General features: G+C 69.8%; 17 protein-coding genes. 9 read left to right on the top strand and 8 right to left on the bottom strand.

The features are described from left to right. Positions 1-13: 13 nt before the first annotated feature. The 4 genes from CHC08_RS30150 (at position 14) to CHC08_RS30135 (ending at position 6,161) form a co-directional block, all read left to right on the top strand. Positions 14-1,108, top strand: a complete 1,095-nt coding sequence (locus tag CHC08_RS30150; RefSeq protein WP_245878650.1) for a mandelate racemase/muconate lactonizing enzyme family protein — start codon at positions 14-16, stop codon at positions 1,106-1,108. Next, entirely contained in the window at positions 1,105-3,144 is a 2,040-nt protein-coding gene (locus CHC08_RS52805; protein WP_089210767.1) for a DUF6807 family protein, read from the top strand. Before CHC08_RS30150 ends, CHC08_RS52805 begins: the two co-directional genes overlap by 4 nt. 241 nt (positions 3,145-3,385) lie before the next feature. After that, a complete protein-coding gene (locus CHC08_RS30140; protein ID WP_089210766.1) occupies positions 3,386-4,702 on the top strand; it encodes an ABC transporter substrate-binding protein in 1,317 nt (438 codons plus the stop codon). A gap of 121 nt (positions 4,703-4,823) precedes the next feature. Then, the gene (locus tag CHC08_RS30135; protein WP_089210765.1) at positions 4,824-6,161 is read left to right on the top strand and encodes a pectate lyase family protein; all 1,338 of its coding nucleotides are present in this window, start codon (positions 4,824-4,826) and stop codon (positions 6,159-6,161) included. Between the two features lie 248 nt (positions 6,162-6,409). On the opposite strand, the gene CHC08_RS30130 is transcribed toward CHC08_RS30135, so the two are convergent. Beyond that, positions 6,410-7,039, bottom strand: coding sequence for a TetR/AcrR family transcriptional regulator (locus CHC08_RS30130; protein WP_089210764.1), 630 nt, complete (start codon positions 7,037-7,039; stop codon positions 6,410-6,412). A 149-nt stretch (positions 7,040-7,188) separates the two neighbouring features. On the opposite strand from CHC08_RS30130, the gene CHC08_RS30125 reads away from it, so the two are divergent. From CHC08_RS30125 to CHC08_RS30115, 3 genes are all read left to right on the top strand, one after another. Beyond that, positions 7,189-8,403 (top strand): FAD-dependent monooxygenase, encoded by a 1,215-nt coding sequence (locus tag CHC08_RS30125; RefSeq protein ID WP_089210763.1) that lies wholly within the window; start codon positions 7,189-7,191, stop codon positions 8,401-8,403. 68 nt (positions 8,404-8,471) lie between these two features. Further along, complete coding sequence (locus CHC08_RS30120) at positions 8,472-8,828, top strand: antibiotic biosynthesis monooxygenase family protein (RefSeq protein WP_089210762.1); 357 nt, start codon at positions 8,472-8,474, stop codon at positions 8,826-8,828. A gap of 450 nt (positions 8,829-9,278) precedes the next feature. Continuing rightward, on the top strand, positions 9,279-13,304 hold the full coding sequence (locus CHC08_RS30115; RefSeq protein ID WP_089210761.1) for an Ig-like domain-containing protein: 4,026 nt from the start codon (positions 9,279-9,281) through the stop codon (positions 13,302-13,304). A gap of 173 nt (positions 13,305-13,477) precedes the next feature. Here the strand turns inward: CHC08_RS30115 and CHC08_RS30110 are convergent, their stop codons facing one another. The 6 genes from CHC08_RS30110 to CHC08_RS30085 form a co-directional block, all read right to left on the bottom strand. Then, positions 13,478-14,944 carry an aldehyde dehydrogenase (NADP(+)) gene (locus CHC08_RS30110; protein ID WP_089210760.1) on the bottom strand — a complete coding sequence of 489 codons (1,467 nt, stop codon included), beginning with the start codon at positions 14,942-14,944 and terminating at the stop codon, positions 13,478-13,480. Positions 14,945-15,104: 160 nt separating this feature from the next. Further along, complete coding sequence (locus tag CHC08_RS30105) at positions 15,105-16,691, bottom strand: acyl-CoA synthetase (protein WP_089210759.1); 1,587 nt, start codon at positions 16,689-16,691, stop codon at positions 15,105-15,107. A 21-nt stretch (positions 16,692-16,712) separates the two neighbouring features. Next, positions 16,713-17,864 (bottom strand): thiolase domain-containing protein, encoded by a 1,152-nt coding sequence (locus tag CHC08_RS30100; protein ID WP_089210758.1) that lies wholly within the window; start codon positions 17,862-17,864, stop codon positions 16,713-16,715. Then, the gene (locus CHC08_RS30095) at positions 17,857-18,885 is read right to left on the bottom strand and encodes a thiolase domain-containing protein (RefSeq protein ID WP_089210757.1); all 1,029 of its coding nucleotides are present in this window, start codon (positions 18,883-18,885) and stop codon (positions 17,857-17,859) included. The genes CHC08_RS30100 and CHC08_RS30095 overlap by 8 nt, the downstream gene beginning before the upstream one ends. After that, positions 18,886-19,788, bottom strand: coding sequence for a Zn-ribbon domain-containing OB-fold protein (locus CHC08_RS30090; RefSeq protein WP_089210756.1), 903 nt, complete (start codon positions 19,786-19,788; stop codon positions 18,886-18,888). A gap of 138 nt (positions 19,789-19,926) precedes the next feature. After that, positions 19,927-21,477: an acyl-CoA synthetase gene (locus tag CHC08_RS30085; protein WP_089210755.1), complete on the bottom strand. Its 1,551-nt coding sequence runs from the start codon at positions 21,475-21,477 to the stop codon at positions 19,927-19,929. A gap of 393 nt (positions 21,478-21,870) precedes the next feature. Here CHC08_RS30085 and CHC08_RS30080 point away from each other — a divergent pair, with 393 nt between their 5' ends. Next, the gene (locus CHC08_RS30080) at positions 21,871-22,686 is read left to right on the top strand and encodes a crotonase/enoyl-CoA hydratase family protein (protein WP_089210754.1); all 816 of its coding nucleotides are present in this window, start codon (positions 21,871-21,873) and stop codon (positions 22,684-22,686) included. 226 nt (positions 22,687-22,912) lie between these two features. Here the strand turns inward: CHC08_RS30080 and absR1 are convergent, their stop codons facing one another. After that, entirely contained in the window at positions 22,913-23,998 is a 1,086-nt protein-coding gene (gene absR1, locus CHC08_RS30075; RefSeq protein ID WP_089210753.1) for a beta-glucuronidase AbsR1, read from the bottom strand. Between the two features lie 191 nt (positions 23,999-24,189). Between absR1 and CHC08_RS30070 the strand changes: the two genes are divergently transcribed. Continuing rightward, on the top strand, positions 24,190-25,553 hold a 1,364-nt coding region (locus tag CHC08_RS30070; protein ID WP_143653392.1), incomplete at its 3' end, for a hypothetical protein.

Genomic DNA, 25,553 nt, shown 5'->3' with positions numbered 1-25,553 from the left:
TGGTGAGCGAGTGATGAGCACGAAGCGAACCCGGCGCGGCGAACGACCGGTGATCACGGATCTGACGACGACGCTCAAGACCGTGGCGCTGCCCCGGCCGTGGGGCGCCGACGTGCCCGCCAACCACGTGATCATCGTTGAGCTGACGCTGGCCGACGGGCGGACGGGAGCCGGGTTCTCGTGGACCCCGCAGATCGGGGCCCGGGCCGTACAGGCCCTGCTCGACAACGAGATCCGCCAGGCCGTCATCGGTCTCGAACCGCACCCGGAGGTCGTCTGGGATCTGCTCTGGCGGCATCTGCGCGAGGCGGGCGGCGGCGGTCTGACCACGATCGCGATGGCCGGGGTGGACCTGGCGCTGTGGGACCTGCGCTGCGGCGCGGCCGGGCTGGTCGAGACGCTCGGGCGGCGACGGGACAGCGTGCCGGTGTACGGCAGCGGCGTGAACCTGCACTACTCGCTCGAAGAGCTCCTCGCCCAGGCACGACGCTGGCGGGCGGCGGGCCACCCGGCCGTGAAGATCAAGGTGGGCCGTGACGCGCTGAGCGAGGACGTGGCGCGGGTCGCCGCGGTCCGCGAGGTGATCGGCCCCGACACGCTGCTCATGGTCGACGCCAACCAGCGCTGGGACCTGCCGAGGGCGCGGCGGGCGATCGCCGCACTGTCGGAGTACGGACTGCACTGGGTGGAGGAGCCGCTGCCGGCGGACGACGTGGTCGGGCAGGCTCGGCTGCGTGCCAGCGTCGACATTCCGATCGCCGTTGGGGAAAGCGCTTACTCGATCTACGACTTCAGGGACCTGCTGATCGCCGGGGCGTGCGACATCCTCCAGCCGAACGTGGTGCGGGTGGGCGGGATCACCCCGCTGCTCCGGATCGCCGAGCTGGCCAGGACGTTCGGGGTGCCGGTCTATCCGCACCTGCTGCCGGAGATCTCCGGCCAGCTCGCGCTGTCCCTGCCGCTGCCGTGCATGGCCGAGGAGGTCGAGGACGCCTCCTTCGCCGCGCTCGGCCTCATCGCGGAGCCGTACCCGGTCTCGGTCGACAAGTGCGAGCTGCGCGCCGGAGACCACTCCGGCCTGGGACTGCGCTGGAAGGTGACGGAATGAAACCGGTTCGCGTGATACTCGCCGGGGCGCACGGGCACGGCTGGTGGCACCTTCGGAATCTCAGGCGGCTGTCCGAGGCCGGGCTGGTCGAGTTCGTCGGAGTATGCGACGTGCGGCCGGTCGACGGGCTCCCCGCCGGGGTGGAGTTCTCCGGTGACCTGGTCGAGCTGATCGGGCGGACCGGCGCCGAGGTGACGATCCTGTGCACGCCGATCCAGACCCACACCGGGCTCGCGGCCAGAGCGCTGCGCGCCGGGTCGCACGTGCTGCTGGAGAAGCCGCCCGCCGCCACGTTCGCCGACTACGAGCAGATCGTCGCGGTGGCCCGGGAGACCGGTCTCTCCTGCCAGGTGGGGTTCCAGAGCCTCGGCTCCGAGGCGATCCCCGCGATCCGGAAGATGATCGCCGACGGGCTGATCGGCCGGGTCGCCGGGATCGGCGCCGCGGGTGCGTGGGAGCGCCCCTACTCCTACTTCAGCCGGGTCCCGTGGGCCGGGAAACGCGAGGTCGACGGGGTGGCGGTGGTCGACGGCGCCCTCACCAACCCGCTCGCGCACGCCACGGCGACCGCGCTGGCCATCGCCGGAGGCGACGTCAAGAGCGTCAAGGTCGAGCTCTACCGCGCCAACACGATCGAGGCGGACGACACCTCGTGCCTGCGGCTGCGCATGGACGACGGAACCCCGGTCACGGTGGCGGTCACCCTGTGCGCGGACCGGCGGCACGAGCCCTACCTGATCGTGCACGGCGAGACCGGGCAGATCCGGCTGACCTACACCGAGGACCGGGTCGAGTTCGGCGGGACCTCCACGGTGTACCCCAGGACCGACCTGCTGGAGAACCTGGTCGCCCACCTCCGCGAAGGCACGGACCTGCTCGTCCCGCTGGAGCGGACCGCCGGCTTCATGCGCGTCCTGGAGTCGGTACGGCTGGCGCCCGACCCCCTCGCGATCGCGGACCGGTTCCAGGAGATCGACGAGGAACGCCGGGTGCTGCCCGGGATCGCCGAGGTCACGGCGGCCAGCGCGGAGCGTCTCGCGCTCTACTCGGAGCTGGGACTGCCGTGGGCCCCGGCCGGCCGCCGCGCCGGAGACCTCACACCGGTGGGGGTGCCACTGGCACCGGGCACCCCGATATCCGCGACGCCCGCGCAAGACACCCGGTCCAGGACGACCGCACAGGACGCCCGGCCCGAGACGCCGGGGGCCTTCGGGGACGAAGGCGCCGAGACGGTGGGCGTCGACATCTCGGGAGTGCGGGTGGCCGAGTACGTCATCGGGACGCGGCTGCCGAGGACGTCATCACCCCGGCCCTACCTGCATCCGGTACGGACCCTGGGCGGGACGGTCGTGACCGAGTTCGCCCCCGCCGACCACGTGCATCACCTGGGGGTGAGCGTGGCGGTCTCCGACGTGGGCGGCAGCAACTTCTGGGGTGGCCGCACCTACGTCCGAGACCGGGGACCGTCCTGGCTCGGGGACCACGGGACGCAGCGGCATCTCGGATTCTCCTGGCGGGACTCGTCCGGATTCGGGGAGTCCCTGGCCTGGGAGGGGGCGGACGGCTCCGAGATCGCCCGCGAGGCGCGGAGCGTCCGGGCGGTGGAGCTCGACGGGTGCTGGGCCCTCGACTTCTCCTTCACGCTGACGAACCTCACCGGCGCGCCGTTGCCGGTCAGGAGCTCGGCCACCAAGGGACGTGCCGGAGCCGGATACGGCGGGTTCTTCTGGCGGGCGCCGGGGTCGGCCGCCGATCGCCAGGTCTTCACCGAGGACGCGGAGGGCGAGGAGGCGGTGCACGGCTCCACCTCCCCCTGGCTCGCCATGGCGTCGGCCGACTGGACCCTGGTCTTCGTTCAGCGGGACGATCCCTGGTTCGTCCGGGTCGTGGAATACCCGGGAGCAGGACCGGCACTCGCGTGGGAAACGCCGCTGCTCATCGAGGGCACCCTCGCGCGAAGGATCGTCACCGTCGTGGCAGACGGGCGGTTGAGCCGTGCCGACGCCGCGGCGCTCGCCTCGGAGGTCTCGCGGTGAAGAGCAGGCCGGAGGTCTCGCGGTGAAGAGCGGAAGGGCTGCGCGGAGGTCTCGCGATGAAGGACGGAAGGGCTGCGCGGAGGTCTCGCGATGAAGGACGGAAGGGCTGCGCGGAGGTCTCGCGATGAAGGACGGAAGGGCTACGCGGAGGTCTCGCGATGAAGGGCAGGTCGCGGGCGAAGTTCAGTGATTGCACGGTTACAGCGATGTCGGGGGACATGACACAGAGAGGCAGCGAACAATGATCACACGCTCGAAACACCTGGCGATCCTGACCACGGCGCTCATGCTCGGCGCGGGACTGGCCGCCTGCGGTTCGGACGAGACGAAGTCCGCCGACGGCAAGACCACGATCACGTTCTGGGACGACAACGGCGGCCCCGCGCGCACCCCGGTGTGGCAGCACATCATCGCCGAGTTCCAGAAGGCCAACCCGACGATCACCGTCAAATACGTCGGTATCCCGATCGCGCAGGTGCAGCAGAAGTACGACACCGCCATCGCCGGCGGCGGCCTGCCCGACGTGGGCGGTGTCTCCACCGCGATGCTGTCGAGCCTGGTGGCGCAGAAGTCGCTGGACGCGGTGGACGACCGGCTCTCCGGCGGTGCGCTGAGCGGCAAGCTGAACAAGCAGGTCGTCGCGACGGTCAAGGGGACCGTCCCCGACGGCAAGACCTACATGGTGCCGATGTCCACCAACATGGGCGTGTTCTGGTATCGGACCGACTGGTTCAAGGAGGCCGGGCTGGAGGCGCCCACGAACTGGAGCGACTTCTTCGCCGCCACGGAGAAGCTGACCGACACCGCCAAGAACCGCTACGGCTTCACCATCCGCGGCGGCGCGGGCTCGATCGCCCAGATGCTGGAGGTGATGTACGGCCAGTCCGGCATCACCGAGGTCTTCGACGCGTCCGGCAAGGCGACGGTCAACGACCCGAAGAACGTGGCGGCGCTCGAAAAACTCGCCGGGATGTACAAGAAGGTCACCCCCGAGGCCGACATCAGCAACGACTACGTGAAGATGGTCGCCCAGTTCGACGGCGGCAACATCGCGATCATGCAGCACAACCTGGGGTCGTACACCGACCACGTCGAGACGCTCGGCAAGGACAAGGTGGCGGCGATGGCCGTGCCGAAGTCCGACGCCGGCGTGCAGGCGATCCTGTCCAACCCCGTCGCGGGCATCGGCCTGTTCGCGAGCGGCAAGCAGAAGGACGCCGCCTACAAGTTCGCCGAGTTCGCCGCCTCCAAGGCGATGAACAGCTACTGGGCTGAGCAGACCGGCGTGCTCCCGGCCAACACCGAGGTCGCCGACGAGGCGTGGATCCAGCAGTCGCAGCACGTCTCCATGGCGGTCAAGGTGCTCAACGACCCGGCCACCAAGATCGTGCAGCTGCCGTACCACCTGCCCGAGTTCAACGCGATCACCAAGACCGACTCGGAGCCGGAGTTCCAGAAGGTCCTGCAGGGCTCCCTGCCCGCCAAGGACTTCCTGGACGTGCTGGCGACCAAGCTGACCGAGGCGCAGGCCGCGTACAAGCAGCGCAACGGCGGCTGACCCACCACTTCGGGCGGGCGCCCCCATCCCCTGACCATGGGGGCGCCCGTCCGTTGCATTCCGGAAGGCTCTCGGGGGCCGTACGGAGCCTCCCTCCCACCTGACCTGTGGAGGAATCCCCATGAAACGAGCCGTCGCGCTCACCGCTCTTCTGTCCCTGGCGATCCTCGCCACCCCGCCCGCGTCCGCCGCCACCGGTTCCCGGACCACCGCCGGCCCCGCCTCCCCGGCCACCGGTTCCGCCTCCCCGAGCGGCCGGCACACCGATCCGGGCCGCCAGGTCCTGCCCGCGAACGACGGCTGGGCCGCCGAGGGCTCCGGCACCACCGGCGGCTCGGCCGCACCGGCCTCGAACGTGCACACCGTCTCCACCCGGACCCAGCTGGCCACCGCGCTCGCCGCCCCCTCACCGAAGATCATTTACGTGAAGGGGACGATCGGCACCGACAAGACCTGCGCCGACTACACGACCGGCGGCTACACCCTGCAGGCCTACCTCGCCGCGTACGACCCGGCGGTGTGGGGCAGGACCACCGAGCCCTCGGGCCCGCTGGAGGACGCGCGGGCCGCCTCGGCCGCGAAGCAGACCGCGAACATCAAGCTCAAGGTCGGCTCGAACACCACCATCGTCGGCCTCGGCAAGAACGCGCGCATCCGCGGCGTCAACCTGCACGTCGACAAGGCCGACAACGTCATCGTCCGCAACATCGGCTTCGAGGACACCGCCGACTGCTTCCCGCAGTGGGACCCGACCGACGGCGCCGAGGGAAACTGGAACTCCCTCTACGACAACATCTCGGTGACCGGCTCCACGCACGTGTGGGTGGACCACAACACCTTCACCGACGGCGACAACCCCGACTCGAGCCAGCCCCTGTACTTCGGCAGGCCGTACCAGGTGCACGACGGGCAGCTCGACATCACCAACGGCGCCAACTACGTCACGGCCTCGTGGAACCGGTTCGCCGGCCACGACAAGACGATGCTGATCGGCTCGACCAACACCCCCGGGGCCGACGTGGGCAAGCTGAAGGTCACCGTCCACCACAACCACTTCGACGACGTGCTCCAGCGGCTCCCCCGCGTCCGCTTCGGACAGGTGCACGTCTACAACAACTACTACGAGGTGCCGGACGCCTCGACCTTCGTCTACGCGCTCGGCGTGGGCGTGCAGTCGCAGATCTTCGCCGAGAACAACTTCTTCCGCCTCGGCCGCGCGGTGGACCCGGCCAAGCTTCTCTACAACTGGGCCGGCACGACCCTCACCGCCCGGGGCAACGTGCTGCGCGTCGGCGGCCGGGTCACCCCGATCGACCTCATCGCCGTCTACAACGCGGTCAACGACCCCGACTTCGGCACCGACGCGGGCTGGACCCCCACCCTGCACACCGGGGTCGACCCGGCGGAGTCGGTGCGCCTGTCGGTCTCCCGGCACGCGGGCGTCGGCGAGATCAGCTGACCTCGCACGGCAGCGCATCCGACTACCCGCACGGCGGAACCGCCGGCTGACCTCCCACGGCGGAATGGCCGGCTGAACCCCGCACGGCAGAACGGAGCGCGCCCGTCCGCGCTCACTCGCTCACGAGAGGGCTCCCGTCACAGGCGGGAGCCCTCTCCTCGTTCCGGTCCCGAACGGAGCCGCCTCACCTGGGCCGACGGGTCGCCGGATCCGGCTGACAGGTCGCGGGCTCGGTCGCGCCCGCCCGCTCAGGCACGCCCTTCGCCGGCCGGTCCGGCCTGGTCCGCCCCGCCGGCCGGTGCGATGTTCGCCGCGACGGCCCGGAGCGCCACGGTCAGGTCGCGGCCGGAGGGGGCGCTGTCCGGGGCGATCAGCCACTGCCCGAGCACGCCGGTGAGCATCATCTGGTAGAACGCTCCGACCGCCGCCTGCTCCTCCTCTTTTCCCTCGCCCGTGGCGAGGATGTTCTGGAACAGCTCGGCGAGCCCGACGCGCGCCGCGTCCACTCCCGCCGCGAGCAGTTCGCGCACCTCCGGCAGATGGTCGATCTGGGCGATGATCTCGAACTGGGTGACCCAGAGCGGCCGGTGGGTGGTGAAGGATTCGATCACCCGGTCCCAGGTCGCCGCGAAGCGCTCGGCCGGGGTGGCTCCGGCGACGCCCTCGGTGGTGAAGGCCCGTTCGATCTCCTCGCCCCACTCCTGCATCGCCTGGTAGAGCGCCGCGTTCATCAGAGCGTCCTTGGACCTGTAGTGGTAGCCGATGGCCGCCAGGCTGACGCCGGAGGCCGTGGCGATGTCACGCGCGGTCGTGCGCACGTAACCCTTCTCGTACAGACAGCGCTTGGCTCCGGCGAGCAGGTCCTCACGATTTCCCATGCCCCGGATCCTATCGGAGTCTTAAACATTTGTCTTGAACGCTTGTACTAGACGTTCGTTTTAAACGCTTGTACAGTTCGTGGAGCAGGCAGGGACCGCAACGTCCCCGGCGAAACCGCCCGCCTGACCGAGACACCCAGGAGCCCCCCGTGCCGAAGAACCTCGACGTCCTCATCTCCGGCGGCAGCGTCGCCGGACTCGCACTGGCGTACTGGCTGCGCCACCACGGCTTCAACCCCACCGTCGTGGAGCGGGCACCGGCGCCACGCCCCGGCGGCTACAAGATCGACATTCGCGGGGCTGCCCTCGGCGTGGTCGAGCGCATGGGGATCCTGGACGAGATCCGGAGGGAGAGCACCGACATGCTCGGGTCGTCGCTGGTCGACGGCGAGGGCAGGCGGCTCGCGACCATGGACGCCGATCTCTTCGGCGGGCGCGAGGGCGACGACGTCGAGATCATGCGGGGCGACCTGGCCCGCATCCTCCACGGGCGGATCACCGAGGGCGTCGAGTACATCTTCGACGACTCCATCACCGCCATCACCGAACACGCGGACGGCGCCGACGTCGCCTTCGAGCGGAGCGCACCGCGAACCTTCGACCTCGTGATCGGCGCCGACGGACTCCACTCCAACGTGCGCTCACTGGTCTTCGGCGACGAGTCGCGGTTCATCCGCGACCTCGGCTACCACATCTCGATCTTCACCACCCCCAACCACCTCGGCCTGGACCGCTGGGAGCTCATGCATCCCGCACCGGGGAAGAGCGCCGGCATGTACAGCACGCGGCAGGACGCCCAGGCCAAGGCCATGTTCATCTTCGCCTCGGGGGCCCTCGACCACGACCACCGGGACGTCGCGCGGCAGAAGAAGATCCTGGCCGAGACCTTCGCCGGAGGGGCCTGGGAGGTCTCCCGGCTGCTGGACTCCATGTGGGACGCGCCGGACTTCTACTTCGACTCCATCAGCCAGATCCACATGGACCGCTGGTCCAGCGGGCGGACGGCGCTGGTCGGGGACGCGGGCTACGGCCCCTCTCCCGCGTCGGGCCAGGGCACGAGCCTGGCCCTGGTCGGCGCCTACGTGCTGGCCGGCGAGCTGGCCGCCGCGGCGGGCGACCACCGTACGGCGTTCGCCCGCTACGAGGAGGAGATGCGCGACTTCGTCACCCAGAACCAGAAGCTCGCGCAGACCAACATCAAGGGGATGGTGGTGACGTCCAAGGCACAGATCTGGGTCCAGACCCGGATGCTCAGGCTGCTCCCCCACCTGCCCGCGTCCTGGAGCGACCGGGTCATCGGCCGCATCACCGAAACGATCCGCAAGGCCGCCACCGCCATCACGCTCAAGGACTACCGAAGCTGACGGGAGAAGCGGCGCTGCCACACGGCACCTCACCCGCCGGCCGAAGCGAAGGGTCAATATCATGAGGCATGGCCGCTCCTTACGTGTCACGCCCCACGCCGCCCTACTACGCGGTCATCATCACCACCGAGCCGAGCGGCGTCGATCCCCACGGGTACGCCGAGATGAGCCGTCGGATGACGGAGTTGGGCGTTGCCCAGCCCGGCTACCTCGGGCGCGAGTCGCTCACCGCCGACGACGGCAGCGACCTCACCGTGCTGTACTACGCGGACGCCGAGTCGATAACGGCTTGGAAAGGCGACCTTGAGCACCTCGAAGCCCAGCGACTCGGGCGGGAACGCTGGTACGCCCGCTACCGGGTCGAGGTCGCGCGAGTCGAGCGGACCTACGCCTTCGACCGCGACCTGTCAGGGCATGCGTCATGATCTGCGTCGAGAGTGATGACGCGAGCGACCTGGCGCACCGTTCAGAAACGGGTCGCTCATAATCAGGCCGCTCTACGCAGGTGCCTTGAACCTCCCGCCGCCTGATCGAACGCTCGTCTCGCGCGGCCCTCAAGTCAGATGACGACGGCGTCCGGCACGATCACCGGCCGGAACACCTTCGACCGCTACGCCGGCTGAGCCCGCGGCGGTCCCCCGAACCCGTACGGCCCGGCAGCCGAAGCCGGTGGCGAGGCCGTGCGCTTCCCCTGCGTACGGGTCACTCAGGTTTCCGAGCTGAGACGTTTGTGTGTCGCGGGTCTTTACAGCGGCTCAGCGGATGGATTAGAACGGACATTCATCCGATGTTATCGGGCCATCCCGACACATCTGGTCACTTAGTGCTCATTTATTCCCCGGGCACGGATTATTCATCGGACTATTTTTCGACCGTTGGTCGAGCGTCGTACAGCCCTGGAGGGCATCGTGCAGTTCACCCCCCGCAGTCGCCGGGTCCCGCTCCGGCGCATCCTCTCGCTCTGGTCGGCGCTGCTCGCCGCGCTCGCGGGGATCGTCATCGTGAACCCCGGTACGGCCGAGGCGGCGGCGGGGGCGACGACGGCCTGGCAGAACGGGAACTTCCGGCTCGACCAGGCCGGGGTCGTCAGCCGTTCCGACCTCGTGCTCGGATCGCCGAACACCGATCCCACGGCGTCCATGCCGCTGGGCAACGGGTCGCTGGGTGTGGCGGCGTGGGCGGCGGGTGGCTTCACCGCGCAGCTCAACCGGTCGGACACCATGCCGGACCGCAAGTCCCCGGGCCAGGTCAACATCCCGGGCCTGTCGGCGATCTCACACGCCGCCGACTTCAGCGGACGGCTGGATCTGACGGACGGCGTGCTGCGCGAGTCCGGCGGCGGCATGTCGATGAAGGCGTGGGTGGCGGCGGAGAAGGACGAGCTGATCGTCGAGGTCTCCGGCGCGAACCCCGACCTCGCCCAGACGGCCACCATCAACCTGTGGTCCGGCCGCAAGCCGGCCGCCGCGGTGTCCGGTGACATCGGTACCCTCGCCGAGACCTGGGTGGACGGTGCTCCCTCGATCGGCAGCGGAAAGACGTTCGGCTCGCTGGCGGCCATCACCGCGGGCGGCAGGCAGGTGACGACCACGGTCGCCGGCCCGACGCAGGTGAAGGTCAGTTTCAAGCCGCACGAGGATGGAACGTTCCGCGTCGTCGTGGCATCGCCCGCGTGGACGGGCGGCGACGCCGCCAAGACCGCGAGCAAGCTGATCGACAAGGACGCGACCGTCCCCGAGTCGCAGCTGATGTCCGCTCAGGACCGCTGGTGGGACCGCTACTGGAATCACTCGGGCCTGGTCGCGATGGACTCGGCCGACGGCACCGCCGCCTACATGGAGAACCTGCGCACGCTCTACCTCTACGAGGAGGCGGCGTCCATGAGGGAGGGCATCTACCCCGGCAGCCAGGCGGGCCAGGCGGACATGTTCTCCTGGAACAAGGACGCCCAGACCTGGAACCCGTCGGCGTACTGGCTGTGGAATCTGCGCACGCAGATCTCGGCGAACATGAGCTCGGGTAAATACGACCTGAACACTCCGATCTTCGACATGTACTCCGACGACCTCGCCGACATCGAGGCGTGGACCAAGATGGCGATGGGCGGACTTCCCGGCTCCTGCGTGTCGGAGACCATGCGCTTCAACGGCAACGGCATCGAGGTCAACGGCAACGGCAGCTGCAGCCAGGCGAGCGCACCGAACTGGAACGCGCTGAACATCACCAGCGGGCCCGAAGTGGCGATGTACATGTGGCAGCAGTACCAGGCCACCGGCGACCTCAAGATGCTGAAGAAGTACTGGCCCTTCATCAAGTCCACGGCGGTCTTCCAGCTCGCGTACCAGAAGGTGGGCGCGGACGGCCTGCTGCACGCGAACGCCAACGCGCACGAGACCCAGTGGTCCGTCAACGACCCGACCACCGACATCGCGGCCGACCTGGTGCTCTTCCCGATCATCCAGCAGGCCGCGAAGGAGCTCGGCACCGACAAGAAGGCCGACGCCGCCCTCGTGCAGCAGGCCACGAAGGCCCTCACCCAGATCCCGCCGTACCCGCGCACCGACCCCACCCTCAAGCAACTGCTCAACCCGCACTACACCGCGGCGGAGACGGCCGCCGCGGACGCGACCGGCACCGACGTGCTCGCGATCTCCTACGAGCCCGCCGCGGCGCGCAGGAACGGCGAGAACATCGAACTGGAGCCGCTCTGGCCGTGGAGCACGGTGAGCGACCAGGATCCGAACCTCTTCGCGCTGGAGCAGCGCAGCTACGCCCACCGGCCGAACAAGGGCGGCAATGACTGGTCGATGGACGCGATCCACGCGGCGCGCCTGCAGAACCCCGCCGAGGTGCGCAGCAACCTGATCTCGATCACCGAGGGACACCAGGTCTATCCGAACGGGTTCGCCGACCTCGGCAACACCGTCGGCTACCAGCCCTACATCGAGCAGGCGTCCGGCGTCGCGACCGCGGTCAACGAGGCTCTCGCACAGGACTATGACGGCATCATCCGCTTCGCGCCGGCGTGGCCGAGCGACTGGAACGTCAGTGGCACCGTCTACATCCGGGACAACGGCAAGGTCGACGTCCAGGTGCAGGACGGCCGTCTCGTCACCGCCGCGATCGAGACCGGGGCCTCCGCCTCCGGCACGCTGCGGGTCAAGAACCCGTGGCCGGGTCAGCAGGTGGAGGTCGTCGACGGCAAGAACGGCCACAAGGTGGTGGCGCCCACCAGCCAGGACATCCTGACCGTCCCGGTGAAGAAGGACAAGTCGTACCTCGTGCAGCAGGTCTCCGCGCCCACCACCGGCCTGCCGTTCGCGGAGGTGACCGGGAGCGCGCCGACCGCGGCGCGCCACCTGGGCAAGGTGCAGCTCGGCCTCGACAAGACCACGCAGTCCGGCACCGCCACGGTCGGCACCGTCCTCGGCGGCACCAACCAGAGTTACGGCCTGACCCAGGTCGACTACAGCGGCTCCGCCGGCGCCACCACCACGGCCGGCGACGTGAGCGGCCTGACCGCGCGCACGACCGGAACCGGGACGGGGGCCGACGGCAGCGACATGTACTTCGACGTCGACAACAACGTGGCCGCGACCGGGTCGTACGACGGGAAGGTGGCCGTGTCCTACTTCGACGCCGGCACCGGCGACGTCTCGGTGCAGTACGACGCCGGGCCGGGGAAGGCCTACCAGGTCGCCGGCAGCATCGCGCTCACCGACAGCCGCACCTGGAAGACCGCCGAAGTCCCCGTCGCCGACGCCTACTTCGGCGGGTTGCAGAACGCGGGGGCCGACCTGCGGCTGCACGCCGACCACGGCATCACCGTGCACAGCGTCGGCGTGACCGTCACGGGGCCCTGGGTGCCGAACCGGCGCGTGTTCCCGCCGGCACCGGTGATCGTCACGCCGCGCGGCGGTGCGACGGTCAAGCTCGCCTCCTCCATCTCGGGCACGACGATCCCGAACGGTGTCGTGACCGTGCGCAAGGGATCGGCGGTCGTGTGCACCACCACAGCGAACGGCGCCGGCGCCTGGAGCTGTGCCCCCGACGGGGGACTGGCCCGGGGACAGCAGACCATCAACGCCACGGTGGCCGACCCGACCGGACTCACCGGCGACGCCTCGGCGGCGGTCAGCTTCAACGCCTCCGACCTGCCGCCCGGCACGGCCGTGGTCGGCGCGGTCGTGGGACCGACCAACCACGCGTACGGGATGAGTGAGGACGAGAAGCCTTCCGGCGGCTTCGACGGGCCGACGACCGCCTCGGTGATCGACGGTCTGACCGCACGCACCAGCACCCAGAGCAACATCTACTTCGACATCGACGACTCGATCGCCCATGCCGGGTTCTACTCGGCGACGTTCACCATCTCCTACTACGACCAGGGTTCCGGCTCGTTCGCCGTGCACTACGACAACGGCAGCTCGGACCCGTACAAGTCAACGGCCGGCATCCAGCTGACCGGGACCAACACCTGGAAGACCGCGACGGTGAGCGTCTCCGACGCCTACTTCGGCGGCCAGCAGCACTCCGACGCCGACTTCCGGCTCCGCAACGGCGGCGGGCAGGTGACGGTGCACAGCGTCGTCGTGAAGGTCAGCGGTGACGGCGTGCCCACCGTCACCCGCTTCGCTCCGCCGGTGACGATCACCTCGCCGGTGGCGGGCGCCACCGTCACCGGCACCCCGGCCGTCTCGGGAACGAGCGAGCCGGACGCGAAGGTGACCGTGACAGCGGAGGGGACGCCGGTCTGCACGGCCACCGCGTCGGACGACGGCACGTGGACCTGCTCCTCGTCCACCGCCCTGGCCGCGGGAGAGCACACGCTCACCGCGACGGCCACCGACGTGACCGCCACGCCCGCGGCCGCGGCCACGGTGGCGGTGACCGTCCAGTAACAAGCGACTGTTCGCCGACCGCGGCTGCGAGACCGCCGCGGTCGGCGAACGTTCCGGCTTCAATGCCACCCCGAGGATCCGGCGGATGCCGAGAACGGGTCCGGGCCGGGAGGGCGGAAAACGCCCCCGCGCACAGTCTGCGCGGGGGCGTCCTGGCTGTTTAAGTGATGTGGTCAGGGGCGGCCCTCGACGAGGACTCCGTCGACGCGGCGGGGGATGCCGAGCGGGTTGTCGTCGCGCAGTTCGACCGGGAGCAGCTCGGCCGGCCAGTCCTGGTAGGCGGTGGGGACCAGCCACCTGCGGATGGCCGCGGCGCCGACCGAGGTGTGGGTGGCGGCCGTGCTGGCGGGCCAGGGGCCGCCGTGGTGCATGGCCCAGCGGACCGCGACCCCCGTCGGCCAGCCGTTCCAGATCAGCCGTCCCGCCTTCCTGAGCAGCACCTCTGCGCTCTCGCGCGCCTCCGCGGCGTCCGTCGCGTGGATCGTGGCGGTCAGTGATCCGTCCAGCCGCTCCAGTACGGCGGGTAGCTCCGCCGGGTCACCGTAGACCACCACGACGGCGGCCGGGCCGAAGCACTCCTCGGAAAGGACCTGAAGGTTTCCGGCGAAGGCCGCGAGGTCGGTGACGAACACCTTGGGTGTCACCGCGAAGGCGCCCTCCCCGGGCTGCCCCTCGGCCAGTGAGGTGAGCCCGTCGAGTCGAGCCAGCCCACGCAGGAACCCGCCCTGCATCCGCTCGGTCAGCATCGGCCCGCCCGTGGTCGCGGCGACCGCCTCGGCGAGGGAGGTCAGAAGCTCGACGTCGTCGGGGACGAACAGCAGCCCGGGGTTGGTGCAGAACTGCCCGACTCCGAGGGTCAGCGAGGCGGCGAACCCCTGGGCGAGCCCCTCACGGGAGGCCGAGGGCAGCACGACCACGGGATTGACGCTGCCCAGCTCGCCGTAGAACGGGATGGGATCGGGGCGTTCGGCGATCAGTGCCTGCACGGCCTTGCCGCCGGGAATGGATCCGGTGAACCCGACGGCCACGACGGCCGGATGCTGGGCCAGCCGCCTGCCCGCCTCCAGCCCCCGGACCAGGCCGAGGAGCGCCGGATCGGGCAGGGCGCCTCGGATGATCTCCGCCGACAGCTCCGACGTGCGCGGGTGGCCGTCGTGCGCCTTGACCACCACCGGGCATCCGGCGGCCAGGGCCGAGGCGGTGTCACCGCCCGCGACCGAGAAGGCGAACGGGAAGTTGCTCGCCGCGAAAACCCCGGCCACGCCGGGCAGTGGGTGGTTCATCCGCCGCAGGTCGGGGACCGGCGGCTGGGCCGTCGCGTGGTCGATCACCGCCTCGACGTACCCGCCGTCACGCAACACCTGGGCGAAGAGCCGGAACTGCCCGGCGGCCCGCGCGACCTCGCCGCGCAGACGGACCTCCCCCAGCGCCGTCTCGGCGTCGGCCGCCTGCCACAGCCACTCGACGTTCTCCTCCAATGCGCCCGCGATCGCGTCGAGCACCGCGGCCCGGTCGCCGGAACGCCAGGCGGGCCCCGCCGCGCGGGCCGCCTCGACGACCGCGTCCACCTCCTCGTCCGAGGTCGACGCCAGGGGCTCGTCGAGAGATTCGCCGGTCCGGGGGTCATATGAATGGATCAACGCAGAGCCTTTCGTCACGGAGCACGCCACATCGCGTACGGTGCCACCCTCTTACGGTAAGCGCTTTCCCCGACAGTGGCGACTCCGTGGCGGACCAGTAGCCGAACGCGAGGTCGCCCGCCGTCCCGGCATCCCAGCGGGCGAAGTTCGGCGAGGGTGGTCAGGCCTGGGCGGCTTGGGCGGTCTCCTTGGCCCAGCGGTAGTCGGCCTTGCCGGCCGGGGAGCGGACCATCTCGTCGACGAAGGCGAACGTCCGGGGAACCTTGTAACCGGAGATCTTCTCCCGGCAGTGGGCGCCGAGTTCCTCGGCCGACGGCTTCATGCCGGGACGGAGCTCGATCACGGCGGCGACCCGGTTGCCCCATCGTTCGTCGGGAATCCCGGTGACCACCGCGTCGAAGACCGCCGGGTGGCCCTTGAGCACCGCCTCGACCTCCTCGGGGAAGACCTTCTCCCCGCCCGTGTTGATGCAGGCCGAACCCCGGCCGAAGATCGCGATCGTGCCGTCCTCCTCGACCTTGGCGATGTCGCCGGTGAGCAGCCAGCGGACACCGTCCTTGTCGGTCACGAAGGTGCTGCGGGTCTTTTTCTCGTCCTTGTAGTAGCCGGAGGCGATCCGGCCGCTCCTGGCGACCGTGCCGAGCTCGTCCGTGCCGGGTTTGACCGGCTCCAGCGCCTCGTTGAGCACGGCCAGGTTGGCGACGGGGTTGGGCTGGTACCGCAGGCCCGACTCGGGTGAGGAGCCGGGGACAGCTGAGGCGGTGTAACCGGACTCGGTGGAACCGAAGCTGTCCATGATCATCCGGTCGGGGAGCAGTTCTTCCAGGCGGGCACGTACGGAACCGGTCAGGATCGCGCCGGTGGAGCTGAGCACGAACAGCGAGGACAGGTCGTAGCCGCCGGTGGCGATCTCTTCGGCCAGCGGGCGGGCCATCGCGTCCCCGGTGATGTTGATCGTGAGGACCTTCTCCCGCTCGATCGTCCGCAGCACCTCGGCCGCGTCGAACTTGCGGACGTAGGTCATCGTGCCGCCCATCCACCAGCTGATGAAGGTGGCCATCTGGGCCGCGCCGTGCATCAGCGGGGCCGCCGCCATCATGGTCATCGGCCCGGCGACCACGGCGGCCTCGATCACCTCGTCCGGCGTGGCGCGCGGCTCACCGTAGGCGTTGCCGCCGCCGAAGGCGAAGAACAGGTCCTCCACCCGCCACATCACGCCCTTGGGCATGCCGGTCGTGCCGCCCGTGTAGATGATGTAGAGGTCATCAGCCGACCGCTCGGGGAATCCGCGCGTCTCGGGCTGCCCCGCCAGCGCCTCCTCGTACGGCACCGCCCCCTCGATCCCGGACCGGCCGCCCACCGAGATCAGGTGCTTCAGCTCGGGCGCCCGCGGGGCCACCGCCGCCACCCGGTCGTCGAACTCCACGTCGAACAGCAACGCCACGATGTCGGAGTCCTGGTAGAGGTAGAGCAGTTCCGCCTCGACGTAGCGGTAGTTCACGTTGACCGGCACGGCTCGGATCTTGAGCGTGGCCAGCACGCCCGCGACATACTCGATGCCGTTGTACAGATGGATGCCGACGTGCTGTCCGGCCCGGACGCCCCGGGCCTCCAGGTAGTGCGCGAGCCGGTTGGCGTGCGCGTCCAGCTCGGCGTAGGTCATGCGGCTGTCGCCGCAGATGACGGCGGTGCGGTCCCCGATCGCGTCCGCCAGTCCCTCGAACAGATCTGCGTGGTTGAACTCCATAGAGCCCCTCCTGGGGGGAGATCAGGGTTTGTCGCTGCCGACCATCCACATCGCGAAGAACTGGGCGCCGCCGCCGTACGCGTGCCCGAGGGCTCGCCGGGCCCCGTCCACCTGGTGCTCCCCCGCCATCCCCCTGACCTGGAGCGCCGCCTCGGCGAACCTGATCAGCCCGGACGCGCCGATCGGATTGCTCGACAGCACTCCGCCGGAGGCGTTCCACGGGATGTCGCCGTCCAGGGCGGTGGCGCCGGACTCGGTGAGCTTCCAGCCCTCCCCCTCGGCGGCGAACCCGAGGTTCTCCAGCCACATCGGCTCGTACCAGGAGAAGGGCACGTACACCTCGGCCACGTCGATCTCCCTGCGCGGGTCGGTGATCCCGGCCTGCCGGTACACATCGGCCGCGCAGTCCTTGCCGGCCTGCGGGCTCACCGTGTCCCGGTCCGCGCGGGAGATCGGCTCGGAGCGCATCGCCGTACCGAGAACCCAGGCGGGGGTGCTGTCGGTGATCTTGTCCTCGGCGGACAGGACCATCGCGCACGCGCCGTCCGAGGAGGGACAGGTGTCCAGATAGCGGATCGGCTCCCAGAGCATCGGGGTCGACTCGACCATTTTCTGGTTGATCCCCTGGATCTTCAGGTGGGCGTAGGGGTTCTTCAGGGCGTTCTGGCGGTCCTTGACCGCCACCAGGTGGCCGATGTGCTCGGGGGCACCGGAGCGGCGGATGTACTCGCGGATGTGCGGGGCGAAGTAGCCGCCCGCGCCGACGACCAGCGAGGCGCTGAACGGCAGGTGCGTGGAGAGCGCCCAGGTCGCGTTAGACTCCGACTGCTTCTCGAAGGCCACCACGAGCACCCGGTCGTGCACGCCGCCCTGGATCAGCGAGGCGCCGACCAGCGCGGTGGACCCGCCGACCGAACCGGCCGTGTGCACGCGCATCATCGGCTTTCCCGAGGCGCCGAGCGCGTCGGCCAGGTAGGACTCGGGCATCATCACGCCCTCGAACAGGTCGGGCGCCTTGCCGATGACAACGGCGTCGATGTCCTTCCAGGTCAGCCCCGCGTCCTCCAGTGCCCGCAGCGCCGCCTCACGGACCAGCCCGGCCATGGAGACGTCCCGCCGCTTGGTCGTGTAGTGGGTCTGACCGACACCGATGATCGCGCAACGATTACCCATTCTCTGCCTCCATGACGGTGACGAGGTTGTGCTGGAGGCAGGGGCCGCTGGAGGCGTGTCCGACGGTACGGCTCGCGCCGCCGTCCAGGATGCGCTGGGCCGCCTCGCCGATCCGGATGAGGCCGGTGGCCATGACCGGGTTCGCCGCGAGGGGCCCGCCGCTCGGATTGACGACCGTGCCCTCGCCGAGCTCCAGCGCCTCGCGCAGGATGAGCTCCTCGTGGCTGAACTGCGTGTGCAGTTCAGCCACGTCGACATGACCCTTGCCGACCCCCGCCGCGCGTGCGGCGTCGGCGGCGGAGGCCGACCGGGCAAGATCCCTCATGCCCAGATAGTGGGGCTCTATGCGATGGGCGATGCCGGTTATCCAGGCGGGGTTCTCGCACAGCTCCCTGGCGAGATCCCCGGCCGCCAGTACCACCGCGGCGGCGCCGTCGGCGCTCGGAGCGATGTCGTACGGCCTCAGCGGCTCGACCTCGAAGTCGTTCCCCGCGGGGTCGGGCAGGTCGAGGGCGTAGGGGTTCGCCCTGCCGTCGGCACGGCTGCGCCGTACGATCTCGTCCAGCTCGGCGCGGCCGGCCCCGGCGGCCGAGGCCTGGAGCGCGGCGAAGGAGACCTGGTCGAGCCCGAGGGGGGCCAGGTAGTAGGGGTCGAGTTGGAGCGTCATGATCTCCCGAAGGTCTCCCTGCGACGGCTTTCCGAAGCCGTAGACCAGCGCCGAGTCGATGTCGCCGTGCTGGAGTGCGACCCAGGCCTCGTACAGCGCCCAGGCGGCGTCCATCTCGACGTGGCTCTCCGAGATCGGCGGCCAGGCGCCGATCGCGTCGAGCACCGAGACGAAGGAGAACGGCGCACCCGCCAGATAGTCACACGATCCCGAGCAGGTGAAGCCGAACCTGCGCAGCCCCGTCTTGGCCCTGACCTCGTCCAGGACACCGACGATCAGCTCGGCCTCGCTCTGCCCGTCGTCGGTGGCGCTGTGCCGGGTCTGCGCGAACGCGACGACCGCTATCTCCCGCATCTACAGCTCCGCGTCCGGCTCGCCCGTGGGGGCGAACCACTTGATGTTCGACATGGACGTCGTCCGCTCCTCTTCGGGAACCCACACGGCCCGCACCCGCATGCCCTGCCGTACCTCGTGGGCGGCGATCTCACCGACCAGGGCGATCATCGGGAGGTCGGATCCGTCGAGCAGGATGTACGCCGAGACGAACGGCACCTCGGGGGCCCGCGGATCGGGCAGATTGTTGATGGCGAAGGTCGTGATCGTTCCGGTGTCCGGGAGAACGACCTCCTCGGTGATCGCGACGCCGCACTCGGGGCAGGTGGTCCGGTAGGGCACGTAGACCTTGTGACAGGAGCCGCACCGGCCGCCGATGAAAACACCCTCGGCAACGCCCTCCAGGAAGCGGGCGAGCGCCAGTCCCGGCTTCACGACGTACTCGCTGCGGACCACGGACACGATCTTGGTGACGTCGGGCACGAAGCTCTCGATGTCGGTGATGTGCCCGGTGCGCTCGGCCCGCCAGCGGGGACGGACCCGCAGGCCGGGGCGCATGCTCTTGACGTCGCCCGCGTCGACCGCGTGGACGAGCGCGGTGTCGGCGCCGTCCAGCCTGATCAGGGCCCAGGCGAACGGCCGATCCAGCGGGTGGGCCTTTCTGGGGGCGTGCACCCACGACCAGCTCTCGACCGTCCCGGCGGGGCCGACCTCGACGAACTCCTCGGTGACGGCGTCACCGGTCGCCGGGTCGTACTCCAGCGGCGGCACCAGCGTCCGGCCTTCGGCCGTACGGACCCCGACGATGCGCCCGTCCCTCAGCTCGGTGAGGAAACGCCCGATCACCGGCCCCGTCGTCCGCGTGTAACCTCCGGGGAACTCCAGTACATACCGCGCTTCCAGATTTCGCGCTTCCACGGTCATCCGCGCCTTTCCTTCCCCACTGAGTGCCGGTTTCCTGCCGGGTGCCCGTGCATCGCGGGGCACCGGCGCGACGCCGGGTGCCCGGGCACCGTGAACACGGCGTCTTCCCGGTCGGCGGAACGCCGGCGCTCGTGACTCTCAGATCGCACGGTCTCGCCCCTCCCAGTACGGATCACGCAACTTGCGTTTGAGGAGTTTGCCGTTGGGCTCGCGTGGCATCTCTTCGATGAAGTCGATGGACTTGGGCCATTTCATCTTCGACAGGCGGCCCCTGAGCGAGTCGAGGATCTCCGTGACGAGCTCGGGCGAGGGGGCGACGCCGGGCATGAGCTCGACCACCGCCTTGATCTGCTCTCCCCACTCGTCGTCGGGGATGCCGAACACGGCCACGTCGGCGATCTTCGGGTGGACCGTCAGCTCGTTCTCGATCTCGGCCGGGTAGATGTTGGTCCCACCCGAGATGATCATGTCGGCCTTGCGGTCGCAGAGGAAGAGGAACCCGTCCTCGTCGAGATAGCCGATGTCGCCGACGGTGAAATGGTCCCGGAGGCGGTTGGCCTCGGTCTTCGCCCTGTCGCCCTTGTACTCGAACGCGAGGCCCATCATCTTCATGTAGATCGTGCCGGGGGTCCCGGTCGGGACCGGCTTCAGGTTCTCGTCCACGATGAGCAGCTCGCTGATCGGCCAGGCGTTGCCGACGGTGCCCGGGTGCTTCTTCCAGCCCTCCGGGGTGGCGAGCGTGCCGCCGCCCTCGGTCGCCGCGTAGTACTCGTAGATGCAGTCGCCCCACCACTCGAACATCGCCCACTTGACAGGGACCGGGCAGGGGGCGGCGGCGTGGATCATCCACCGGAGCGAGGAGAGGTCGTACTTGCCCCTCGTCTCCTCGGGGAGCGCGAGCAGGCGCTTGAAGTGGGTGGGGACCATGTGCGAGTTGGTGACGCGGTACTTCTCGCAGAGCCGGAGTGTTTCCTCGGCGTCCCACCTGTCCATGTAGACGAGCGTGTGGCCCATCTGCAGGGCCGTGCCGCCGAACTGGGTGACCGCCGTGTGGTAGTTCGGCGAGGTGACCAGGTGGACGTTCTCCTTGCCCGGGGTGATGCCGAACAGGCTGGGCAGGAACGCCATCGACTCGGCGGCGTCGTCCGGGTCCAGGCCGGTGAGTGCCCGGCGCACGCCCTTGGGCTTGCCGGTGGTGCCGGAGGTGTAGTGCATGGTGGCGCCCGCCGTACGGCCGGCGGGGGCGGTGGCGGGCCGGCCGTCCGTCAGCTGCGAGGCAGGCGCCACCCCCTCCACCTGCCCGAACGCGAAGACGCGCTCCGGGGAGATGCCCGACTCGGTGACGCCCCGCAGACCTTCCTCCGCGTAGCGCTCGTCGATGAAAAAGGCCTGGGCCTCGCTGTCGGCGACGATGTAGCCGATCTCGGGTCCGGTGAGATGCCAGTTGATCGGGGTGTAGTACCAGCCGGCCTGCAGCGCGGCCAGATAGAGCACCAGCCCGTCGGAGCCGTTCGGCACGAGGCCGCAGAGGCCGTCGCCCGCCTTGAGTCCCAGCTCTCGCAGACCGTGCACGAGGCGGTTGGCACGGGCGAGCAGGTCACCGGCACGGTGCTCGGCGCCGTCCGGGTCCACGGCGGCGATCCAGTCCGGATCCGCCTGCGCCAGCCTCCAGAAACCGAGCGTGCCCATCGGAAATCCTCTCCGCCGAAAGGCTCCCTGCCACCAAAGTGAATCACGTTCTAGATATCGCGAAAGACCCTGGCGGTACGGGAGGGATAGAACAAGAATCTGTTCTCGTACGCAGGGGCAGACTAACCCGGTGAAGAGGCGGCGAGCAATCGCTTGATCTAAACTGTGAGCCCGAGTGCGATCTTGGTCCACTTCACCCGGAACCGCGGGGAACGCTCACCTCGGCCCTCATTCCCAGGAGACCGGCGCCGTAGTCGCGAAGGCCGTGATCACCTCTCCCGCGTGTCGCCTCCGGGGCCGTCGCGCCGGCGATGGGCCAGGCCGCTGGCGGTGGGAGCCGGGGCGGATCTACAATCCCCTAGCAATTGCTTGCTAGTGCGATAGGGGTCGTCCGTGGAACTTCTGCCGATCAGCACACCGCACTGCCGCATCGAGCGCGACGATCACATCGTCGTCGTCACCATGGACCGGCCCGAGGCGAAGAACGCGCTCTCCTCGGACATGCTGGTCGGCCTGGCCGACGCGTGGGCCTACGTCTCGGACGAGCCCGAGGTCCGGGTCGCCGTACTGACCGGCGCGAACGGGACCTTCTGCGCGGGCGCCGACCTGAAGGCCATGGGCACCCCGTCGAACGACCCCCGGGTCCAGCGGCGGGTGGCGGAGATCCCCGACTACCACTGGAAGGGGCTGCTTCGCGACTCCGAGGCGCTGCCTGCAAAACCGATCGTCTGCGCGGTCGAGGGCTACGCCGTGGCCGGAGGCACCGAACTGCTCGTCGGCACCGACCTGCGCGTGGTCTCCGAATCGGCCACTCTCGGCCTGTTCGAGGCCCGCCGCGCGCTGTTCCCGATGGGCGGTTCCGCGATACGGCTCCCGCGCCAGATCCCCTACGCCTTCGCCATGGACATCCTGCTGACCGGCCGGCCCGTCACCGCGCAGGAGGCTCTGAGCATGGGTCTGGTCAACCGCGTCGTCCCCGACGGGCAGGCGCTCACGGTCGCCCTGGAGATCGCCGCCCAGATCACCGAGTGCGGCCCGCTCGCCGTACAGGCCATCCTCCGCGCCTATCGCGAGACCCTGGGCCTGCCCGAGGCCGAGGCGCTGAAGGTCTCCGACGGCATCGGCTGGCCGGTGATCGGCTCCGAGGACGCCAAGGAGGGCTCCCGAGCCTTCAGGGAGAAGCGCCCGGCCCTCTACCAGGGCAGATGAGCCACCCTCGGAGCCCAGGGCAAGCGATTCGCGTTCGAAGCCCCGGGCGAGTGATTCACCCTCGGGTCCGGGGCGAGTGATTCGCCCTCGGAGCCGACCCGCACCGCCCAACTCGATCCCGTCACGGGTCCCCGGAACCCTGAGCCCCGTCTACCCGCACTGCCCGGCTTGGTCCTTCCGCGGGTTCCGCGGCCCCCGACGCCCCGGGCCCGGCCGTGCCGGACGGTCACCAGCACATGACCGCCGTCTGGCCCGATCCCCACGCGGAGTGCAGACGCACCCGGACGACGTAGCGGCGTCCCTTGAGCAGGTGAGCCGACACGGAAACGTTGTCCGGCCGCCCGCCGTCGTCCTCGCCGGTCAGGTAGCGCGGCTCCCCGTCGACCTCCTCGAACAGCACGAGCACCGCGTCGCTCTCGCCGAACGTGGCGACGGTGTAGTCACGCGTCGCCTCCGGCACGATCACGAAGTCGGCCTGGGCCCCCGCTTCCAGACCGAGCGGGACCGAGCGGAAGGGGACGAGCAGGGGCGGCTCGGCGGCTCCGAGCGGCGGATACCAGCGGTGGACGAACGCGGCGTCGATCTCGGAGATCCTTCCCGGCGGGAAGAGCCCCGCCCGGTACTTCTCCGGCTGCAGAATGAGGCTCGGGTGGAAGGGATACTCCATGATGGAGTCCGGGTCCCAGACGGAGCCGTTCACATCGCTGGGCCTGTACTTGCTGATGATGTTGTTAAGCGTCTTCTCCGGTGGCCAGAAGTTCGGCGGACCGGCCAGGTCCGCGTAGACCGCCTCCTCGTCCCAGACGATGCCCGCGAACGGGCTCTGGTGCTCGTGCACCATCCCGAAGGCGTGACCGATCTCGTGCAGGGCCGTGGATCGTTCGCCCGGGGGCGTGAGGCTCCAGCCGAAGTTCATGGTGCGCTGGTCGGTCCCGACCGTGAGCGCGCTGCGCCCCAACCTGGAGTACGATCCGTTGCCGCGCTGGAAGCCGATGCGTATCTCCGCCTCGGTCCTGTCGGTCACCTCGGCGAACTCCAGGCCGATGCCCAGGTCCTTCCACGCCTGGAAGCTCTCGCGGACGACGTCCTGCTGGTCCTTGCCGCCGACCCAGGACACCCAGCGCGTGGTGCCCTCTCCCGGGATCGGGATGACGGACCCGTCGGTCTCCCCGTCGAAGAAGTAGTAGTGGAGGACCGTGCCGTTCAGCCACATGAACTGCCCGGCGATGAGCGCGTCGAGCCGGTCGGCTTCGAGGCCCGCCGGCAGCGACGGCGGGGGCTGTGGAGGAAGCGAGCAGTAGTTAATGTTCATGGGAACAGGCTGAGGGCGGCCACCCGGCGGGCGCATGGGTCGAGACCTACTCAATCGTGCCTGTATCAGATGTGAGTAGTACGGCTCCCACTACCGTGGAAAATCTCTGGCCGTCCTGGCCGTTCGCCGGCCGGGACGAAGAACTCGAGCTTGTACGGCGAAGCCTCTCCGCAGGTCACCGAGGCACCGCCGTGATCGGCGCGTCCGGGATCGGCAAGACCCGCCTCGGGACGGAGGCCGTACGAGGCACGGAGCACGTTATGGTCGCCGGGACACCGGGAGCCCGGTCGATCCCCCTCGCCGCGTTCGCCCACCTGCTGCCCGACACGATCTCCCTTCACCAGGCGGCGAAGGCGCTGCGGGCGGTGCGCGTGCTGGTCGTGGACGATGCCCACCTGCTCGACGACGCCTCGGCGACGCTGGTCCACCACCTGGCGGTGCACGGACGGACTCGCCTGCTCGTCCTGGCCCGGCCGGACGGCGGTGCGCCGGAAGCGGTGTCGCGGCTCTGGACGGGCGACCTCCTGCCGCGCCTGACCCTGGACCCCCTTCCCCGGGAGGCATGGACCCGGCTCATCGAGGCGGAGCTGGGCGGCCACGTGGAGGCTCTCACCGCCGGTCGTCTGCACCGGGCGTGCCAGGGCGACCTGCGACTGCTGCGCGAGCTGGTCGACGCCGTTCGCGCGAGCGGGCGGTTGACCAGGGAAGCCGGCCCGTGGACCTGGCGGGGCCCGGTACCGGTCACCTCGCGTGTCGGCGAGCTGGCGGAGGCCACCATCGGCGACGTCGACGCGGAGGAGAGGGAGACGTTGGAACTGCTGGCGTTCGGCGAGCCGCTGGAGGCCTCGGTCCTGCCGGAGGCCGTGCTCGAACGCCTGGAAGCCAGGAGGCTCGTCGACGTCGACGACCGGTCGGCGGCCCGCCTCGTCCATCCCCTGCACGGTCCGGTGCTGCGTGCCCGGACCGGGAGGTTGCGTGCCGACAGGCTCCGCCGTACCGATCGGGATCTCGGCGCGGCACTGGCCGCAGAGTGCGACGACCTTATGGAACGTTCCAGAAGCGGGAATGTCCGGGAACTCCCCGCCGGCGTCGGGGACCGGTTGGCCGAGGAGGACGCCGGCTGGGACGAGCCGGCGATGCCGGAGTTCTGTGCCCGCCGTGCCCGGCTCGCCAGGCTGCGGGGCGAGATCCGCGACGCCCTCTCCTGGAGTCGTGAAGGGCTGCGCCGGCGTGCGGACCATTCCGCCTGCCTGGCCGAACTCGCCCACGCAGCCGCCTATCTCGGTGACCTGGAGACGGCACGGTGGGCTCTGGGCGGAGCGTCCGCGTCCACCCCGGCCCGCACGTGGCTGCTGGCGGCCGAGGGGGACCTCGACGGGGCACTGCGATCTCTCACGGAGGTCTCCGTGCTCGCCTCGCACGACGCGTTCGATTCGTACGGTGTGTTCGCTCCACACGAAGTGCCCGTCCCGCACGACGCGTCCACCTCGCATGACATGTTCGCCTCGCATGACGTGTTCGCTCCGTACAAGGTGCCCGTCCCGCACGACGCGTC

The sequence above is a fragment of the Streptosporangium subroseum genome, assembly GCF_900188345.1.
Lineage (GTDB): Bacteria > Actinomycetota > Actinomycetes > Streptosporangiales > Streptosporangiaceae > Streptosporangium > Streptosporangium subroseum.
The sequence above is the reverse complement of the archived record's forward strand: the minus strand, read 5'-3'. Positions and strand labels throughout refer to the sequence as shown.

Bases quoted from the DNA above. Each gene is read 5' to 3' on its own strand.
- CHC08_RS30090 (WP_089210756.1), bottom strand. From the start codon at position 19,788: ATGACCGTGGAAGCGCGAAATCTGGAAGCGCGGTATGTACTGGAGTTC.
- CHC08_RS30150 (WP_245878650.1), top strand. From the start codon at position 14: ATGAGCACGAAGCGAACCCGGCGCGGCGAACGACCGGTGATCACGGAT.
- CHC08_RS30120 (WP_089210762.1), top strand. From the start codon at position 8,472: ATGGCCGCTCCTTACGTGTCACGCCCCACGCCGCCCTACTACGCGGTC.
- CHC08_RS30135 (WP_089210765.1), top strand. From the start codon at position 4,824: ATGAAACGAGCCGTCGCGCTCACCGCTCTTCTGTCCCTGGCGATCCTC.
- CHC08_RS30130 (WP_089210764.1), bottom strand. From the start codon at position 7,039: ATGGGAAATCGTGAGGACCTGCTCGCCGGAGCCAAGCGCTGTCTGTAC.
- CHC08_RS52805 (WP_089210767.1), top strand. From the start codon at position 1,105: ATGAAACCGGTTCGCGTGATACTCGCCGGGGCGCACGGGCACGGCTGG.
- CHC08_RS30100 (WP_089210758.1), bottom strand. From the start codon at position 17,864: ATGGGTAATCGTTGCGCGATCATCGGTGTCGGTCAGACCCACTACACG.
- CHC08_RS30085 (WP_089210755.1), bottom strand. From the start codon at position 21,477: ATGGGCACGCTCGGTTTCTGGAGGCTGGCGCAGGCGGATCCGGACTGG.
- absR1 (WP_089210753.1), bottom strand. From the start codon at position 23,998: ATGAACATTAACTACTGCTCGCTTCCTCCACAGCCCCCGCCGTCGCTG.
- CHC08_RS30105 (WP_089210759.1), bottom strand. From the start codon at position 16,691: ATGGAGTTCAACCACGCAGATCTGTTCGAGGGACTGGCGGACGCGATC.
- CHC08_RS30140 (WP_089210766.1), top strand. From the start codon at position 3,386: ATGATCACACGCTCGAAACACCTGGCGATCCTGACCACGGCGCTCATG.
- CHC08_RS30095 (WP_089210757.1), bottom strand. From the start codon at position 18,885: ATGCGGGAGATAGCGGTCGTCGCGTTCGCGCAGACCCGGCACAGCGCC.